The sequence below is a fragment of the Amycolatopsis sp. MtRt-6 genome, assembly GCF_017308975.1.
In the GTDB taxonomy this organism is placed as follows: Bacteria; Actinomycetota; Actinomycetes; order Mycobacteriales; family Pseudonocardiaceae; genus Amycolatopsis.
In genome coordinates, this window is sequence record NZ_JADWPD010000020.1 from 131,986 (window position 1) to 150,103 (window position 18,118).

An 18,118-nucleotide genomic window follows, 5' to 3' on the forward strand; every position below is an offset into this window, starting at 1 on the left:
GGCCCGGCGGCGCGCCCGCTCCGGTGACCAGCCCCGCCGGGACAGCCGCCCGGCCCCGCCCGGCATCCCCGTCGCCTCACCGCCCGCCGCGGCGGAGGCGCAGCGCCGCCAGCACACCCAGGACCAGCACGAGAGCCACCGCGAGCGCGGCCCACATCGCGACGTGCAGCTGCAGCAGCCCGCCCGCGAAGGCCCCGGCGAGCATCGCCCCCACGGCGGCGATCTTGCGCAGCGGGTGCGACCCCGCGCCGCCGGCCGCCTTCGAATCCGCCGCGAAGCCGGTCAACGTCATCGTCAGCACCGTCGTCGTCAGGTCGGGTGCGCCGATGCGGCGGACCGCCGCGTTCTGCAGCCCCATCGCCAGCCCGAGCACGACGATCAGCAGTTCGCTGCCGAGCCGCGTGCCGCCGCCCACGGTCGCCGACAGCACGACGGCCACCGCGATCAGCCCCGCCTGCACCGCGGTCGCCTGGCGCAGGGCGTCGTAGTCGTCTTCCCGGCGCGCCAGGCGGCCGCCGGCGAGCGCGCCCGCGAGGAACGCGAGCACGGCGGTCAGCGAGGCGAGCACGGACAGCGTCGTCTCCCCCGCCGCGGCGAAACCGAAGAACACGACGTTCCCGGTCATGTTGGCGACGAACACGCGCCCCAGCCCGAGGAAGCTGACGGCGTCGACCACCCCGGTGACGACGGTCAGCGTGAGCAGCAGAGCGGCCAGGTCCCGCGGTTTCGGTTCAGCCATGCGGGCAGTCAACCACCCCGCGGGTGAACGTGCGGTCGCCGAGCGCGTCGGTGTTGTCGACGAACTGGTCGATCGCCCCGGTCAGCGCCGGTGGCCGCGCCCCCGCGAGCAGGGGTGTCACGAAGCGGCCGGCGTGGATCACCTGGAACGGCCGATCGTGGTAGCCGCTGGTCCGCGGCTCCACGGGAGCGGTGAGGCCGAGGTCGTTGTGCAGCCCGGCAACGCACTCGTAGGCGGCCACGAGGTGCCGCTCGCGCTCCCGCCAGGCGGTCGCGGCCAGTGCGGCGGTGAGGTGCGGGGACAACCGCGCGGCCACGGGCAGCCGCGCGAAGGCGCTGCCGAGCCACTTGCTGTACGGCGGATAGCGGCGCGCCATGAGCAGGCACAGCCGCATCAGGTCGCGGGCGAGCCGCGCGGCGACGACCGCGGACCCCAGTTCGTCCCCGGCTTCACCGCACCGGCCGACGAACGCTTCTTCCTGGCCGATCCGTTGCCACTGGCACGCCAGGACGTACCGCCAGACGTCGTCCGGGTACCAGGCGACGTGCTGCCGCAGGGCTTCGAGCCCGAGGTCGTCGTGGAAGACCGCGCCGCCGGTGAACTCGGCGAAGATCTGGGTGGGCGTCGCGAGCCAGTCGGCGCGGACCGGTCGCCGCGGGTCGAACCCGAGCGTTCCGCGGACCCAGTCGTCGAGCCCCGCGACGACGACGCCGTGGTCGGGGCGGCCGGTCGTCGGGGCGAGGTGCCGGGTGCCCGCCTCGTCGGTGACGAAGTGTGTCGGATACCCGAGAAAGGTGCGGGGCAGGTGGTCGGCGAGGAGGCCGGGGATCCGCGCCCCGTCGCCGTCGGCGAACAACAGCAGCCGCGGCCCCCAGTTGTGGTCCGTGGAGCGGGGCGTGTCGAAGCCCAGCACTTCGGAGCCGTACCCGATGAGCGCGGCGGTGTAGCGGAGCCGCGGGAGCTCGCGGCGCAGGATCGGCCGGACCGCTTCGGCGTGGAATCGCCGGGACAGTTCGATTCCGGGAGTGAATTCCATGGGTTCATTGTGCAGCGCGAAGGCGCGAAGCGCGCTTCATTATGCGAAGCTGCTTCGCAGCGCTTCGCGGCTGGTTTTCGTTGTCACACAGGCGAAACACCATCCCCCTTGCGGTGAATCCGCGCGCGGCGTACATCGTTTTGTCGGAGGCCCCCTCTACCGTGCGGGGCATGACCGAAAAGAGCACGGTGCGCACGCGCGAAATGGCCTTCGAGCTCAGGGGCCAGCGCGAGCTGAAACGGATGACCCTGCGCGAGCTGGCCCGCCGCGCGGACTGGTCGGCGTCGAAGGTGTCGGCCTGGGAGAACGGCCGCCGCATCTCGCCGGTCGACGCCGCGATCTACCTCGCCCACTGCGGAACCGGGGCCGCCGAACGCGCGCGGCTCCTCGAGCTGGCCAAACCACCCGGCGACCTGTACTGGGTACGGCCCTACTTCGACCGGCTCGCCGACCCGATGAAGTCGCTCGTCGTCCAGGAAAACCTGGCGAGCTCGATCGTGTACTACAGCCCGGCCGCCATCCCCGGGATGCTGCAGACGGAGGACTACGTCCACACCTGTTTCGAGCTCACCGGGCGCTACACGGCCGACAGGCTGGGCGTGCTGACGCGGGCCCGCGTCGACCGGCAGCAGCTGCTGCAGCGGCAGGCCCCGCCGGACTGCACTTTCTTCGTGCACGAGCGCGCCCTGCGTTCGGTGGTGGGCGGCCCGGCTCTCATGCACGAACAGCTGCAGAACCTCGTGCTGGCCACGAACCTGCCGCACTGCGTCATCCGGGTCGTGCCGGACTCGGATCCCACGTTCCGCATGCTGAGCACGACGTTCACGGTCATGGAGTTCCTCGAACACCCACCCGTCGTCTACGAAGAGACCTACACCGCGGGACTGTTCGTAGACGACCGCATCGCCGTGGAGGCCTTCTACCTCCTCGTCACCCGGCTGGACCAGGCGGCCCTGCCCGAGCGGCAGTCGCGGGAATGGCTCGTCCGGTTCGCGGACGAGTACGAACGCCTGGATGCCCTTGAGCGCTGAGGTCGCGGCCGTCCGCGACGCGAAGGCGCCCGCCGCCGTCCCCACCCCGCCTGGAACGCACTGCTCGGCGCCCCACGCCGACGCGCTTCCCGTCGTGCCGGACCGCCCAGGCCGTGCACGCGCAGCCATCGCTGAGGCAAGCAGCCCGGCTCAGCCCTCGCCGCTGACGCGCTTCCCGTCGTGCCAGACCGCGCGGGTCCGGCCGGGCAGGTCCGTCACGTCGAGGTCCGTGCCGTCCAGCAGCACCAGGTCGGCACGCAACCCCGGCTCGACGCGGCCACGGTCGTCGTCGAGGCGGAGCAGTCGCGCCGCCTCGACGGTGGCCGCCTTCAGGGCAGCCGCCTCGCCGAGCACCGCGGCCAGCAACCGCAGCTCGGTCGTCAAGTCGACATGGGGACGCGGGGCGAGGTCCGAGCCGGCGGCGATGCGGACGCCCGCTTCCGCCGCGAGGCGAAGCGAACGCCGGTGTGTCTCGGCGAACTCGCTGTCGCTGATCGGCGCGAGTGTCGGCACGTACCAGGCGTTCTCGAGCGCGGCCACGGCGTCGTCGTCGAGGAAGGTGCCGTGCTCGACGCTGCGCACGCCGGCGCGGGCGGCCGAGACGACCGCGGCGGACGTGTGCGCGTGGGCCAGGACGTCCCGGCCGCAGCGGCGAGCCTCGTCGACCAGCGCGACGAGCTCGTCGTCGGTCGGCCGGACGTCGGTCCCCGAGCGCACCGCCCGCATCGCCCCGCTCGCGCCGGCCTTGATCCAGTCGGCGCCCGCGCGCACCATCCGGCGGACAGCCGCGCGCGCGGCGTCCGGCCCGTCGAACAGCGGGTCCGGCAGCGACGGGTCACCAAAGCGGTCGACGCCGCCCGCGGGCGGCTCCCAGCTGTCGCCGAGCCCGCCGGTCGGGCCCAGCTGACGCAGGCTGACCAGCAGGTCGGGCCCGGCGATCCACCCGGCTTCCAAGGCGTGCTTGAACCCGGCGTCGGCACCCCACGCGTCCCGGACGGTGGTGATCCCGCGCGCCAGCAACCCCCGCAGCACCGGCACGGCTTCGAGGATCCGCGCACTACGCGGCAGCGGCTCGGGCCGCGGGAAGGCCACGTGCACGTGGCAGTCGATGAGTCCGGGGATCAGCAGGCCCCCGGCGCAGTCGACGCGCGGGCCGTCCAGGCCCACGCCGACCTCGGCGATGCGCGAGCCGTCCAGCCGTACGTCCGCGCGGGTGCTCTCGCCGGTTTCGGGATCGAACACCAGCGCCCCGGCAAGCACCGTCACACGAGCTCCTTCCGGTAGATGAGAAAATCGCACGGCGTCGCCAGCGACGGCGCGAGGTGAGGGTAGTCCTCGGCGAGACCGGCCCGGTGGGTCACGCGATGGCCGAGCCGGCCACACCCACTCGGTCGGGAACTGCTTCGACGGATGCGTCCAGTGCCGCGGCACGAGCAGTTCGAGCTGCACCTCCGCCGGATCGGCGGCGAGCAGGCCGCACTCACCAGTCGCCTCGTCGAGCCGCCGGGTCCACACCGCACCACCGAGATCCCTGTCCGCCGAATCGACCGCGATCTCGCCGGCCGCCACGAACCCGGTGACCTCATCGGCGAACGTCCAGGCGGTGCCCCTCTGCCAGAGCCCTTTCTCGCCTCGGTGTAGACCTGGTCGACCAACACCGTGACACGCTCGATTACGGCGTGACCGGCCGACGGCGGCGGCAGTTCGATCTTGCTTTCCTCCATCCCGCCATCCTGCCGTGCACCTCACGCAGCCGAAACGGGTTGCCCGATCTTCGGCGCCTCATAACAGAACGATCACAATGCGTATCAGTTGCGCTTCGACCAGCGATCAACATCCACGTCGGTGCGCTACGCCCTCAGCCATGACCGAGGACAACTCGCGTCGATCGATCAGGCGACCCGAAGGGGACGGAGCACCGATGGCGCGGCGTACCGGGATTCTCGTTCAGATGCAAAGAGATGCGGCCCGCCGCCAGCGAGAGCGGCAGCGAGCTGCGGCCGCCTATGTGCGCCAGCAGGCTCAAGCCCAGCGGGATGCACAACGGGCAGAACGAGAGGCTCTCCGCACCCAAGCAGCAGCCTTGCGACTTGCGGAACAGCACGCGAAGGCCGACGCCCGGGCTCAAGCCGAAGCCGTCAAGCAGCAGAAGCAAGCCCACCTGGAACTCCAACAGGCACGAGTTGCCAGCCAGAACGCCGATCTCGAGGCAGAGGTGGCCGAACTGGAACAGCTTCTCGCCTCGACACTCGAAGTCGACGATTTCATCGACTTCGAGTCACTCAAGCGCTCCGCTCAGCACCCGGCCTTCCAGCCCGGCGCCATCGGGCGCCCCACACCTCCACCACGACTTGAGAGCACACCCGGCGAGCCCACCTTCGCCCAGTTCGCACCGCCACCGCCGACCGGCATGGCCAAGGTCTTCGGCAAAGGCAAGCACGAGCGACAAGTCCTCGCAGCACAGCAACGATTCTCTCAGGTGCACGCCGCCTGGCAACAAGAGTCGAGCGCCGTACAACAGCGCAATGCAGTCGCAGCCCGAAAGCAGCGGCAAACCGAGCACGCACGCGTCGAGGCACTGAAGAAAGCCAAAGCAGCTTATGACGACCAGTGCGCGGAACGTGAACGTGAAGTCTCCGCACACAACGCCGATGTGACGGCGCTGGCTGAAGCCTTCACTCGCCGCGATCCTCAAGCAGTCCTCGAATACTTCACATTGGTGCTCGCCAACTCGGACTATCCGGACGACTTCCCTCAACAGTACCGACTGGCTTACATTCCCGAATCGACGCAACTCGTCGTGGAGTACGAACTCCCGGATCTGTCGTGCGTGCCTGCCGTGCGCGAATACAAATACGTCAAGTCCAAGGACGAGGTGACTTCCACTGCCCGGCCGGTACGTGACATCAAGGCACTTTACGGCTCCGTCGTCGCCCAGATTACTCTTCGCACGCTTCATGAGATCTTCGAAGCCGACCGAACCGCGCTCGTCGACACCGTCGTCTTCAATGGCATGGTGACCACCACCGACCCCGGGACCGGCAAGCAGGTGCGACCTTGCCTGGTCACCGTCCGCACCACCCGGGAAGTGTTCGCCGATCTCGATCTTGCGCTCGTGGAACCACTTGCCTGCCTGGAGCGGCTCAACGCCTCGGTGTCCAAGCGGCCGAGCGACCTGGCGCCCGTGCGCCCGGTGCTGGAGTTCGACATGGTGGACAAGCGGTTCATCGAAGAGACGGATGTGCTCTCGAGCCTCGATCAGCGACCGAACCTCATGGAGCTGACCCCCAGCGAGTTCGAGGCCCTCATTCAGAACCTGTTCAGCAAAATGGGCCTCGACACCAAACAGACCCGCCCCTCACGTGATGGCGGCGTCGATTGCGTCGCGTTCGACCCTCGTCCCATCTTCGGCGGAAAGGTGGTAATCCAGGCCAAGCGGTACCGCAACACCGTCGACGTGTCAGCCGTACGTGATCTTTTCGGAACGATGCAGAACGAAGGCGCTTCCAAAGGCATCTTGGTGACGACCTCAGGCTACGGCCCAGCGAGCTATGACTTCGCGGCCGGAAAACCGCTCGAGCTCATCGACGGTTCGAACCTGCTCTACCTCTTGACCGAACACGCGGGCATGGAGGCGAAGATCGTGCCGCTCGAGGCATAGATTTGAGACGCTCGCGAACCGGCTCGAGGCGCGGTTCGCGAGCGTCGGGGAGAAAGCCCTACTTGTCCCGGCGGAAGAGCTTGTTGCCCAGCCACACGATCGGGTCGTACTTGCGGTCCGCGACGCGCTCCTTCATCGGGATCAGCGCGTTGTCGGTGATGTGGATGCCCTCCGGGCACACCTCCGAACAGCACTTCGTGATGTTGCAGTACCCCAGCCCGTGCTCGTCCTGGGCCGCGTCACGGCGATCCGCGACGTCCAGGGGGTGCATCTCCAGCTCGGCGATGCGCATCAGGTACCGCGGCCCCGCGAACGCCTCCTTGTTCTCCTCGTGGTCGCGCACCACGTGGCAGGTGTTCTGGCACAGGAAGCACTCGATGCACTTGCGGAACTCCTGCGAGCGCTCGACGTCGACCTGCTGCATCCGGTACTCGCCCGGCTTGAGGTCGGCCGGCGGCGTGAACGAGGGGATCTCGCGCGCCTTCGTGTAGTTGAACGACACGTCGGTGACGAGGTCGCGGATCACCGGGAACGTCCGCATCGGCGTCACCGTGATGACCTCGTCCTCGGTGAACGTCGACATCCGCGTCATGCACAGCAGGCGCGGGCGGCCGTTGATCTCCGCCGAGCACGAGCCGCACTTGCCCGCCTTGCAGTTCCAGCGCACGGCGAGGTCCGCGGCCTGCGTCGCCTGCAGCCGGTGGATGATGTCGAGGACGACCTCGCCCTCGTTCACCTCCACCGTGAAGTCCTGCAGCCCGCCGCCGTCGGCGTCGCCGCGCCAAACGCGGAAACTCGCCTTATAGCTCATGCTTTGCTCCCGGGGTGCGTCTCGAGCTCCGCATCGGTGTAGTACTTCCCGAGTTCACCGAACTCGAACAGCTCCAGCAGGTCCTGCCGCAGCGGCACCTGCGCCTTCACCTCGACGTCGATGTCCGGCACCACCGGGTTGTCGCCCGGGGACGCCGAGCACACGAGGAGCTTGTTGCGCCAGTCCGCTTCCATGCCCGGGTAGTCGTCGCGTGTGTGCCCGCCGCGGCTTTCGGTGCGCGTCAGCGCCGCCTTCGCGACGCACTCGCTGACCATCAGCATGTTGCGCAGGTCGATCGCGAGGTGCCAGCCCGGGTTGAACTGCCGGTGCCCTTCGACGGTGACCCGCAGGATCCGCTCCCGCAGCTCGTCGAGCTTCGCCAGCGCCTGCGCCATCTCCTCCGCCTTGCGGATGATGCCGACCAGGTCGTTCATCGACTGCTGCAGCTCGGTGTGCAGGGTGTACGGGTTCTCGGCCGAGGCACCGGACGGCGGGTCGAACGGCGCGAGCGCCATCTTCGCCGCGTCGTCCACATCGGACTCGAGCACCGCGGGCCTGCTGTCGAGGCCCGCCACGTACTCGGCGGCGCCGAGCCCGGCGCGACGGCCGAACACCAGCAGGTCGGACAACGAGTTGCCGCCGAGCCGGTTGGACCCGTGCATGCCGCCCGAACACTCGCCCGCGGCGAACAGGCCGGGCACGCTCGCCGCGGCCGTGTCCGGGTCGACCTCGATGCCGCCCATGACGTAGTGGCAGGTCGGGCCGACCTCCATCGGCTCCGCCGTGATGTCGACGTCCGCCAGCTCCTTGAACTGGTGGTACATCGACGGCAGCCGCTTGCGGATCTCCTCGGCCGGAAGCCGGCTGGCGATGTCGAGGAAGACGCCGCCGTGCGGGGAGCCGCGGCCCTCCTTGACCTCGGAGTTGATCGCGCGGGCCACCTCGTCGCGGGGCAGCAGGTCCGGCGTGCGCCGGTTGTTGTCCGCGTCGGTGTACCAGCGGTCGGCTTCCTCTTCGCTTTCCGCGTACTGGCCCTTGAACACCTCGGGCACGTACTCGAACATGAACCGCTTGCCGTCGGAGTTCTTGAGCACGCCGCCGTCACCGCGCACGCCCTCGGTGACGAGGATGCCCTTGACGCTCGGCGGCCAGACCATCCCGGTCGGGTGGAACTGGACGAACTCCATGTTGATCAGCTTCGCGCCCGCCCGCAGGGCCAGCGCGTGGCCGTCACCGGTGTACTCCCACGAGTTCGACGTCACCTTGAACGACTTGCCGATGCCGCCGGTGGCGAGCACGACCGCGGGCGCCTCGAAGAGGATGAACCGCCCGCTCTCGCGCCAGTAGCCGAACGCGCCGGCGATGCGGCCTTCGGTGGTGAGCAGCTCGGTGACCGTGCACTCGGCGAAGACCTTGATCTTCGCCTCGTAGTCCCCGGTCTCGGCGAAGTCCTCCTGCTGCAGCGAGACGATCTTCTGCTGCATCGTGCGGATCAGCTCGAGGCCCGTGCGGTCGCCGACGTGCGCCAGCCGCGGGTACGTGTGCCCGCCGAAGTTGCGCTGGCTGATCCGGCCGTCGGCGGTGCGGTCGAACAGCGCGCCGTACGTCTCGAGCTCCCAGACGCGGTCCGGCGCCTCCTTGGCGTGCAGCTCGGCCATCCGCCAGTTGTTGAGGAACTTCCCGCCGCGCATGGTGTCGCGGAAGTGGACCTGCCAGTTGTCGTTCGAGTTCGCGTTGCCCATCGAGGCCGCGCACCCGCCCTCGGCCATCACCGTGTGCGCCTTGCCGAACAGGGACTTGCACACGACCGCGACGCGGAAGCCGCGTTCGCGGGCTTCGATCACGGCGCGCAGACCGGCGCCACCGGCACCGATCACCACCACGTCGTAGCTGTGCCGTTCGACCTCGGTCATGAAGAGATTCCACCTCGGAACTGGGGACGTCTGTGTTTTCAAGGCACTGTCGGGAGCGGGAAGAGCTAGTTCACGAACCTCAGGTCCGAGATCGCGCCACTGGCGACGAGCATGACGTAGAAGTCGGTCAGCACCAGCGTGCCGAGCGTCGTCCAGGCCAGCGTCATGTGGCGGGTGTTGAGCTTCGTGACCTGCGTCCAGATCCAGTAGCGCACCGGATGCTTGGAGAAGTGCTTCAGCCGGCCGCCGGTCACGTGCCGGCACGAGTGGCAGGACAGCGTGTAGGCCCAGAGCAGGATCACGTTGCCGAGCAGGATGATGTTGCCCAGCCCGAACCCGAAGCCGCCGGTCTTCCCGTGGAAGGCGATGATCGCGTCGTAGGTGTTGATCAGCGAGACGATCAGCGCCACGTAGAAGAAGTAGCGGTGGACGTTCTGGATGATCAGCGGCAGCCGCGTCTCGCCGGTGTACTTGGCGTGCGGTTCCGCGACGGCGCAGGCGGGCGGGGAGAACCACACCGACCGGTAGTAGGCCTTGCGGTAGTAGTAGCAGGTCAGGCGGAACCCGAGCAGGAACGGCAGCACCACGAAGCCGAGCGGGACGAACCCGGGCAGGTCGCCGAACCAGTGGCCGAAGTGGCTCGAGCCTTCGACGCAGGAGGTGGACAGGCACGGCGAGTAGAACGGCGTCAGGTAGTGGTAGTCGGGCACCCAGTAGGCGGTGCGCACGAACGACCGGACCGTCGCGTAGATGATGAACGCCGACAGTCCGAGCACGGTCAGCAGCGGCTGGAGCCACCACCGGTCCGTACGGAGGGTGCGCTCGGCGATCCGGGCCCGTTTGGGGGCCCGGACGCCGGTGCCGACGCCGTTGTCAGCGGGAGCGCTCACCGCTGGTCGCGCTTGTAGCCGCCGACGCCTTCGTCATCGGCGCCGTGCCACAGCGCCGGGTCGTAGGGGGTGTCGGGGACGGGGACGCGCTCCGCGGCCTTCGCCTGCGCGGGCACCGCGAGGGGCACGCCGTCGAGGTCCGCGGTGTCGATGTCGAGGCGCTCGACGTCGTTGGCGAGCCGGCGCACCGCCGACGCGTCGCCGTAGCGCGAGCGCAGGGCGCCGACGCACTGCCGGAGCTGGCCGATGGTTCGCCGCAGCTCGGCGATCTCGGAGGTGGACATCATGCCTCCCGTGTGGTGGGGCTGGCAGGGACCGGCGAAGGCAACCTTCGAAGGCACTGCCACGCGTCGTGCAGTGTGACAACTAGCACACTAACGGTTCCAGAGGTGATCGGGGTCACGCGGGTCGATCTTCTGAATCGATTTTGATTCGGCGTTTTCCCGAGGTAGTGTGGCCAGTGTCACGACCCTGAGGCGTCAGCGCTGCCGTCCCGCGGACCACCACACCCCCAGTGATCCGGAGCCGGACATGAGCCCGACCCCATCGTTGCACCCCGTCATCGCCGAAGTCACCGCCCGCATCGCCGCGCGCAGTGCCGCGACCCGCACCGCCTACCTCGACCGCATGGCCGCCGCGTACGCCGAAGGCCCGGTCCGCCGCGGGCTCGCGTGCAGCAACCTCGCCCACGGTTTCGCCGCGATGGACGGCGTCGACAAGGAAGCGCTGCGGGCCGCCCGCGCGCCCGGCGTGGCGATCGTGTCTTCCTACAACGACATGCTTTCGGCGCACCAGCCGATGCAGGAGTACCCGGCGTGGCTGAAGAAGTCCGTGCGCTCGGCCGGCGGGGTGGCCCAGTTCGCCGGCGGGGTGCCCGCGATGTGCGACGGGATCACGCAGGGCCGCGCGGGCATGGAGCTGTCCCTGTTCAGCCGCGAGGTCATCGCGATGTCGACGGCGATCGCGTTGTCGCACGACATGTTCGACGCCGCGCTGCTGCTCGGGGTCTGCGACAAGATCGTCCCCGGCCTGCTGGTCGGCGCGCTGTCCTTCGGGCACCTCCCGGCCGTGCTGGTGCCCGCGGGGCCGATGAACTCGGGGCTGCCGAACAAGGAGAAGGCGCGCGTCCGGCAGCTCTACGCCGAGGGCCTGGCGACCCGCGAAGACCTCCTCGACGCCGAAGCGGCGTCGTACCACTCGGCCGGCACCTGCACCTTCTATGGCACGGCCAACTCCAACCAGATGGTCGTCGAGGTGATGGGCCTGCACCTGCCGGGCGCCAGCTTCGTCCAGCCGGGTTCGGCCCTGCGCCGCGCGCTGACCGAAGAGGCCGGGCGGCGCATCGTCGCGTTGTCCCGCGGCGAGGAGTACACGCCGGTCTCGCGGATCCTCGACGAAAAGGCGTTCGTCAACGGTGTCATCGCGCTGCTCGCCACCGGCGGGTCGACCAACCACACGATGCACCTGGTCGCGATCGCCGCGGCCGCGGGCATCCAGCTGACCTGGGACGACTTCTCCGACCTCTCGGCCGTCGTGCCGCTGCTGGCGCGGGTCTACCCGAACGGCAGCGCCGACATCAACCACTTCCACGCCGCCGGCGGCATCCAGTTCCTCGTCGGCACGCTGCTCGACGCCGGGCTGCTGCACGAAGACGTCCACACGGTGGCGGGGTTCGGGCTGCACCGCTACCGCGCCGAACCGATCCTGTCCGACGGCGAGCTCGTCTGGCGCGACGTCCCCACCCGCAGCCTCGACGAAGACGTCCTGCGGCCGGCGTGGCGCCCCTTCGCCGCGGACGGCGGGCTGCGGATGGTCGAGGGCAACCTCGGCCGCGGCGTGGTCAAGGTGTCCGCGGTGGCCCCCGAGCACCGCGTCGTGCAGGCGCCGGCGCGGGTGTTCACCACGCAGGAGGGCTTCAAGGCCGCGTTCGACGCCGGCGAGCTGGACCGCGACGTCGTCGTGGTGATCCGGCAGCAGGGCCCGCGGGCCAACGGCATGCCGGAGCTGCACGGCCTGACGCCGGCGCTGGGGGTGCTGATGGACCGCGGGCACGCCGTGGCGCTGCTCACCGACGGTCGCATGTCGGGCGCGTCGGGCAAGATCCCGGCCGCCATCCAGGTGACGCCGGAAGCCGCGGCGGGCGGCCCGATCGCGCGCATCGCCGACGGCGACGTCATCCGGCTCGACGCCACTTCGGGCTCCCTCGACGTGCTCGTCGGTGACGAAGAACTCGCCCGCCGCGAACTTGTGGACTCGCCGCCGTCCGAAGCATCCTGGACCGGCACCGGCCGAGAGCTGTTCGCCGCGTTGCGCCGCGCGGTCGGCCCCGCTGACCAGGGCGCTTCGGTGTTCGGCGGCCTGACCCCGGAGCACTTCGGAACGCCCGCTTTCACAACACAGGAGGTCGGTCAGTGACCACCGGTCAGGACCTGCTCGAGCTGTCCCCCGTGATGCCCGTCGTGGTGATCGACGACGCCGACGACGCGGTGCCCACGGCCCGGGCCCTGCTCGCCGGCGGGATCGGGGTCATCGAGCTGACCCTGCGCACCGCGGCGGCGCTGAGCGCGATCGAGCGCGTCGCCGCCGAGGTGCCGGAAATCGTCATCGGCGCCGGCACCGTCGTCTCGCCGGACCAGGCGAAGCAGGCGGCCGACGCGGGCGCGAAGTTCCTCGTGACGCCCGGCTGCACGGACGCCGTCGTCGACGCGTGCTTCGAGACCGGGCTGCCGTTCCTGCCCGGCGCGAGCACGGTGTCGGAGGCGATGCGGCTGGCCGAGCGCGGGCTGTCGGCGTTGAAGTTCTTCCCGGCGGAGGCGTCCGGCGGCGTCGCGTACCTGAAGTCGATCGCCGGCCCGTTGCCGTCGTTGCGCTTCTGCCCCACCGGCGGGATCACCGTGGCCTCGGCGCCGTCGTACCTGGCGCTGCCGAACGTCGGCTGCATCGGCGGCTCCTGGCTGACGGCCTCGCTCGACCCCGCCACGATCGAGAAGCTGGCCGCGGAAGCCGCGGCGCTGTAGCGGAAATCACTCCGCGTTCCGCCGTACCCGAACGGCGGAATGCGCGTCCGCATTCCGGGAGCACCGTTCCAGCGCGCTGGAACGGTGCTCCGAGCGGGTGTGGCGGCGGTCATGCGTTCCACTGAACGGCGCATTCACCGCTCTGGTGAGTTATTTACCTGCCTGTTATCGTTTCTCTTCGCTATTTCCAGCGAGGAGAATCCGTGTCCCTGACCAGCGTGGTCGCGCCCAGTCCTGCTCCCGAGACCGTTGCCGCGCTCGTCGGCGAACGCCTTTCGGTGTCCGCACTCCAGCAGCTGGGCGGCACCCTCGGCGGCTATTCCTTCGTCAAGGTCGTGGTCGACCGCGAGCGGGCGGAGATCCACTTTCTGAACAACGCGCGGCATTCCTTTCACGCGATCTATATCGGCGAAGAGATCCTCGGTATCGGCGAAGAACGCGTGCGCGCCGAGATCGACTCGTACAACGAGGCCTTCTACCACGCGCCGGACCGCCGGTTCCTGCTCGGCATTCTCGCGCTGCACCCGCAGCTGCTTTCGCTGGAAACGGTCGAGGTCGACACGATGCCGGCCGCGCTGATCCGGGAGTTCCACGCCTTCGTCGCCCAGTACGTCGACCCGGCGCTGCCGCTGCTGTTCAAGCCGGCCAACCAGCTGCAGGAGCGGATCGTCCGGGAGATCCCGCCGGGCGAGCTGCCCCGCGTGTTCGCGCACGAGCTGTTCTCCACGGCACCGTTCGTGGCGCTGAACCCGGGCACGGCCACCGGGCGGCTGCGCGCGTTCCGCACCCAGGCCGAGTACCGGGCCGCGACGCTGGACTGGACCGACATCATCGTGATGGACCGCGTGCCCGACGACATCCCGCGCCTGGCCGGGATCGTCAACACGCGGCACACGACGCCGTTGTCGCACACCAACGTCCTCGCCGCCGGCTGGCAGATCCCGAACGCCGTCCAGCTCGGCGCCCTGGCCGAGATCGAGCGCCGCGGGCTCGACGGCAAGTGGGTCGAGTACACGGTGGACGCCCACGCGCTGACCCTGCGGGAGGTCGACGAGCCGGCCGACGCGGCGCCGCCGTCGTGGTACGCCCAGCGCGTCACCCTGGAACAGCCCGAAGCCGACCACAGCCCGATCGTGAACCTCGCGCGGCTGCGCGCGGCCGACCGGCACCGCTACGGCACCAAGGCGGCCAACCTCGGCGAGCTGCACCACGTGCTGGCCCGCGGTTCGCAGCGGCTGCTCGGCTTCTACCAGGTGCCGCGGCCGCCGCGGGACAGCCTGCTGCCGTACCTGGCCCGGCTGCTGGACGTCCCACTCGACGCCGACCTGGGCGCCGCGGCCCGGCGGCTGCTCGACGAGCACGTCCGCGTCCCGCGCGGCATCGCGCTGCCGTTCTCGCTGCAGCGGCGGTTCCTGGAGTCGTCGCCGCGGATCCAGCAGGCCATCGGGAAGCTCAAGATGGCCCTGGAGCTGGACGCACGCGAGATCGAGCCCCTGTGCGTCGAGCTGCAGGGCCTGATCCGGTCGGCGCGCATGCCGGGCGCGCTGGCCGGGGAGATCGACTCCGCGCTGGTGTCGCAGCTGGCCGGGGTGCGGGCGTTCGTCGTGCGCAGCTCGTCGAACGCCGAAGACCTCGCCGGGTTCTCGGCCGCCGGGATCTACGAGTCGCACAACCACGTCACCACGGCCGAGCGGATCTTCGCCAGTGTCAAGGAGGTCTGGGCGTCGCTGGTGTCGGTGCGCAGCGTCCGGCTGCGGCAGCAGGCCGGGATCTCCCTCGACGAGTGCTACATGGGTGTGGTGATCCAGGAGCAGGTCGCGGCGGATTTCGGTGGGGTGCTGGTCACGACGAATCCGATGAACCGCGCGGACTTCCGCACGGTGTACGTCAACGTGTCGCCGCGCGTGACGGACGTCGTCGACGGTGCGGCCCTGCCGATGCAGTACCTGTACTCGACGGTCGAGGGCGGCGGCCGCACGGTGTCCCTGGGCGACGCGCCCGCGGACCTGGACTCGCGGGCGCACGACCAGCTGCAGTGGCTGGCGATCGCCGGCCGCCTGCTGCAGGGCCACTTCTCGCCCGACTACACCTTCGACTCGCCGGTGGACATCGAGTGGCTCGCCGACGGCGAGCACCTCCACCTCGTGCAGCTGCGCCCCTATTCGGCTTGACCTTCCCGGGAGACACACGATCATGCTGGGCCTTCGCCTGCCCGCGAAACCCGCCGTTCAGCGCGCCGTCCGGCTGACCTACGGGTTCCAGTTCTTCTTCGGCCTGCTCCTGTGGGTGCCGATCTTCTACTCGTACCAGAAGCTCGCCGGGCTGTCCGACGGCGAGATCTTCGGCATCCAGAGCATCTACTACGTCGTGTTCTGCCTGCTGGAGATCCCGACCGGGATCATCGCCGACCGGTTTGATTACCGCACCTCGCTGGCGGCGGGCGCCGGGGTGCTGGTGGCGGCCAACCTGGTGCCGGTGTTCCTGGCCTCGTACGCGGGGTTCCTGACGCACTTCGTCCTGATCGCCCTGGCGCGCTCGCTGGTGTCCGGCGCGCAGAGCGCGTACCTGTACGAGTACCTGAACGCTTCCGGCGCCGGGGAACACTACCTGCGCGTGGAAGGCGTCGGCCGCGCGTACAGCCTGGTCGGCAAGATCGTGTTCTGGCCGGTGATCGGCCTGCTGATGACGTGGAGCCTCCCCTCCCCGTACTGGCTGACGGCGATCAACGCGGGCGTCGCGCTGGTGTTCGCGGGCAAGCTCCCCCCGATCCCCGGCGGCCGCCGGGTGACCGACAAGACGGCGTCGCTGCTGGCAGGAGTCGGCGGCGCGCTGTGGACGCTGCGCACGTCCCGGTGGCTGGTGCTGCTGATGGTGCAGGGCGTCGCGATGTTCACGCTGGTCCGGATCTGCCAGGTGAACCTGTTCCAGCCGATCCTGGAGTCGAAGGCGCTCTCGGTGAACTGGTTCGGCGCGGTCCTGGCCGCGATGACGGTGTTCGAGGCCCTGGGCGCGGCCCGCCCCCACCGCCTCCGCCGCGCGATCGGCCCGGTGGGGTCGGTGTTCACGCTGACGATCGTGATGGCGCTGTGCCTCGGCGTGATCGTGTTCGTGGGCGCCGTCCCGGCGGTGGTGCTGTTGTGCGTGTTCGCGGTGGCGACGGGGATCGCGTTCCCGGTCCAGAAGCAGCTGCTGAACGACTCCATCCCGGACTCCCGCCACCGCGCGACCCTGCTGTCCATGGAGTCCATTGTGGACAGGGCGGCGTGCGCACTGGTCGCGGTGGCACTGGGCGCGTCCCTGTCGGCCGGCCGGCTGAACGAGTTCCTGGTGCTGACGGCCGTGGTGACGTGCGTCGCGATGGGGGTGCTCGCGGTGCTGCTGCTGGCGGTCCGCAAGCACCGCTCGGACCGCCGCCACCCGGTCCGGCGGGAGACGGTGTCCGCCACTTCCCTCTGCCGCCGCCACCCCGGTCATGGTGTTCAAGCTCGAAGTTCGAGATGATCCGGCCATGTCGGCGCCAGGACAAATCCTTCCGATGGGCTTCGGGTTCCGGCCGTATCGCGGCGACGAAGACCACGGCCTGATGGCCGCGGTGCGGCGGGGCTGCGCTGAACGGGACCGGATAGACGCCGATTCGGTGGTGGACGGGCTCCCGACAGCGGCCGAGATCGCCGAAGCCTCTGCCCACCTGGAAGAGCCGTCCGAGAACCAGATCCTGGTGGTGCGCGACGGGAGCGTGGTCGGCTACGCGACGATCCGGTGGTGGCAGGAGCGGGACGGCACGTGGCTGTACCTGCACCGCGGCTACCTCTTACCCGGACACCGCCGTCAGGGCGTCGGCTCAGCCATGCTGGGCTGGGCCGAAGAGCGGATCCGCTGGCTCGTCGAACGGCACGGAACGGCCCGCACGGCGGTGCTCGGCGCGAACGCCATGGCCACCGAACAGGACGCCACGGCGCTCCTGCTCGCAGCCGGCTACCGACGTGTCTTCAGCCTGGTCGAGCTGAAGCTGGACGATCTGCGGCGGTGGTCCGAGCCTGGCAGCGAACTGCCGGCCGGGATACGGACGGGCCCGATCGGGACCAGCCACTACCGTGCCGCCTGGCGGACGGTCGTCGATGCGTATGCGGATGTCGGTTCCACTCGGCAACAGGCTTTCCGGGACTTCGTCGATACCGCTGACCCGGCGTGCTGGAGAGCGGCTTGGAACGAGCAGGACATGGTCGGTGTCGCCCTCTGCGCCGTTCGCCGTCACCACCGCACTGTGGGCGAGGTCGAAGAGCTGAGTGTCCGGACGGACCAGCGACGCCGGGGAATCGGCCGGGTCCTGCTGCTGGAGGGGCTGCGAAGTCTTCGCGAGCAGGGTGCAGCGACTGCGCGGCTGTTCACGGGCACGGCAAATCCGCACCGGTCCTATGATCTCTACGAGAGCGTGGGGTTCCGGCGGCAGAACGAGTACGTCCGTTACCGCAAGCCGCTTGCGGCGGTCGTCAGTCGATGACGGCGTCGTCGAGCAGGGTGGACTCCGCGCCGTACGCGCGGAGCTCCTCCCTGATCACGGTGTAGGCGAGCCCTTGCGGGTAGCCCTTGCGCGCGAGGAAGCCGAGCAGCCGCCGCAGGGCGGTCTGTTCGTCGACGTTGCCGAGCGAGCCGAGGCGCTTGCGGACCAGTTCCCTGGCCATCTGCTCTTCGGACTCGCGGTCGACCTCGCCGGCCGCCTGCGCGGCGACCTCGCCGTCGACGCCCTTGCGCCGCAGCTCGGCCACCAGCGCGGTGCGGGACAGGCCCTGGTTCGCGTGCCGGGACTTCACCCACAGTTCCGCGAACTCCGCGTCGTTGACCAGCCCGGCCCGGTCGAGCTTGCCGAGCAGGGCCTCGCTGGTCTCCTCGTCGAACCCCTTGCGGTGCAACGCCTGCCGCAGTTCTTCCTGAGTACGCGGCCGGGCGGCCAGGAGATCGAAGCAGATCTCCTTGGCCTTCTTGTACCGCTCCTCAGGAGGAAGCTCGGCCGGCGGCACCT

15 protein-coding genes are annotated in these 18,118 nt (G+C 69.7%); 7 read left to right on the plus strand and 8 right to left on the minus strand.

Annotated features, from left to right (window positions below):
• Positions 1–76: 76 nt before the first annotated feature.
• Complete coding sequence (locus tag I4Q55_RS30050) at positions 77–739, minus strand: YoaK family protein (protein ID WP_206792354.1); 663 nt, start codon at positions 737–739, stop codon at positions 77–79.
• Entirely contained in the window at positions 732–1,775 is a 1,044-nt protein-coding gene (locus tag I4Q55_RS30055) for a DUF4037 domain-containing protein (protein WP_206792356.1), read from the minus strand. Before I4Q55_RS30055 ends, I4Q55_RS30050 begins: the two co-directional genes overlap by 8 nt.
• A gap of 170 nt (positions 1,776–1,945) precedes the next feature.
• Between I4Q55_RS30055 and I4Q55_RS30060 the strand changes: the two genes are divergently transcribed.
• Entirely contained in the window at positions 1,946–2,806 is an 861-nt protein-coding gene (locus I4Q55_RS30060; RefSeq protein WP_206792358.1) for a helix-turn-helix transcriptional regulator, read from the plus strand.
• A 150-nt stretch (positions 2,807–2,956) separates the two neighbouring features.
• On the opposite strand, the gene I4Q55_RS30065 is transcribed toward I4Q55_RS30060, so the two are convergent.
• Positions 2,957–4,072 (minus strand): amidohydrolase family protein, encoded by a 1,116-nt coding sequence (locus I4Q55_RS30065; protein WP_206792359.1) that lies wholly within the window; start codon positions 4,070–4,072, stop codon positions 2,957–2,959.
• 598 nt (positions 4,073–4,670) lie between these two features.
• Here I4Q55_RS30065 and I4Q55_RS30070 point away from each other — a divergent pair.
• Positions 4,671–6,467: a restriction endonuclease gene (locus I4Q55_RS30070; protein ID WP_206792361.1), complete on the plus strand. Its 1,797-nt coding sequence runs from the start codon at positions 4,671–4,673 to the stop codon at positions 6,465–6,467.
• A gap of 58 nt (positions 6,468–6,525) precedes the next feature.
• On the opposite strand, the gene I4Q55_RS30075 is transcribed toward I4Q55_RS30070, so the two are convergent.
• From I4Q55_RS30075 to I4Q55_RS30090, 4 genes are all read right to left on the minus strand, one after another.
• The gene (locus tag I4Q55_RS30075) at positions 6,526–7,278 is read right to left on the minus strand and encodes a succinate dehydrogenase/fumarate reductase iron-sulfur subunit (RefSeq protein WP_043783250.1); all 753 of its coding nucleotides are present in this window, start codon (positions 7,276–7,278) and stop codon (positions 6,526–6,528) included.
• Positions 7,275–9,191, minus strand: coding sequence for a fumarate reductase/succinate dehydrogenase flavoprotein subunit (locus tag I4Q55_RS30080; RefSeq protein ID WP_206792363.1), 1,917 nt, complete (start codon positions 9,189–9,191; stop codon positions 7,275–7,277). The genes I4Q55_RS30075 and I4Q55_RS30080 overlap by 4 nt, the downstream gene beginning before the upstream one ends.
• Positions 9,192–9,256: 65 nt before the next feature.
• Positions 9,257–10,081, minus strand: coding sequence for a hypothetical protein (locus tag I4Q55_RS30085; protein WP_206792365.1), 825 nt, complete (start codon positions 10,079–10,081; stop codon positions 9,257–9,259).
• On the minus strand, positions 10,078–10,365 hold the full coding sequence (locus I4Q55_RS30090) for a hypothetical protein (RefSeq protein WP_003054488.1): 288 nt from the start codon (positions 10,363–10,365) through the stop codon (positions 10,078–10,080). Before I4Q55_RS30090 ends, I4Q55_RS30085 begins: the two co-directional genes overlap by 4 nt.
• A 247-nt stretch (positions 10,366–10,612) precedes the next feature.
• Here I4Q55_RS30090 and edd point away from each other — a divergent pair, with 247 nt between their 5' ends.
• From edd to I4Q55_RS30115, 5 genes are all read left to right on the plus strand, one after another.
• Positions 10,613–12,496 (plus strand): phosphogluconate dehydratase, encoded by a 1,884-nt coding sequence (gene edd, locus I4Q55_RS30095; protein WP_206792367.1) that lies wholly within the window; start codon positions 10,613–10,615, stop codon positions 12,494–12,496.
• Complete coding sequence (eda, locus tag I4Q55_RS30100) at positions 12,493–13,098, plus strand: bifunctional 4-hydroxy-2-oxoglutarate aldolase/2-dehydro-3-deoxy-phosphogluconate aldolase (protein ID WP_206792369.1); 606 nt, start codon at positions 12,493–12,495, stop codon at positions 13,096–13,098. The genes edd and eda overlap by 4 nt, the downstream gene beginning before the upstream one ends.
• Positions 13,099–13,301: 203 nt before the next feature.
• Positions 13,302–15,269 (plus strand): PEP/pyruvate-binding domain-containing protein, encoded by a 1,968-nt coding sequence (locus I4Q55_RS30105; RefSeq protein WP_206792371.1) that lies wholly within the window; start codon positions 13,302–13,304, stop codon positions 15,267–15,269.
• 22 nt (positions 15,270–15,291) lie between these two features.
• The gene (locus tag I4Q55_RS30110; protein ID WP_206792373.1) at positions 15,292–16,599 is read left to right on the plus strand and encodes an MFS transporter; all 1,308 of its coding nucleotides are present in this window, start codon (positions 15,292–15,294) and stop codon (positions 16,597–16,599) included.
• Positions 16,574–17,599, plus strand: a complete 1,026-nt coding sequence (locus tag I4Q55_RS30115; RefSeq protein WP_206792375.1) for a GNAT family N-acetyltransferase — start codon at positions 16,574–16,576, stop codon at positions 17,597–17,599. The genes I4Q55_RS30110 and I4Q55_RS30115 overlap by 26 nt, the downstream gene beginning before the upstream one ends.
• Here the strand turns inward: I4Q55_RS30115 and I4Q55_RS30120 are convergent.
• Positions 17,589–18,116, minus strand: a complete 528-nt coding sequence (locus I4Q55_RS30120; protein ID WP_206792461.1) for a regulatory protein RecX — start codon at positions 18,114–18,116, stop codon at positions 17,589–17,591. The genes I4Q55_RS30115 and I4Q55_RS30120 overlap by 11 nt on opposite strands.
• Between the last annotated feature and the right edge of the window lie 2 nt (positions 18,117–18,118).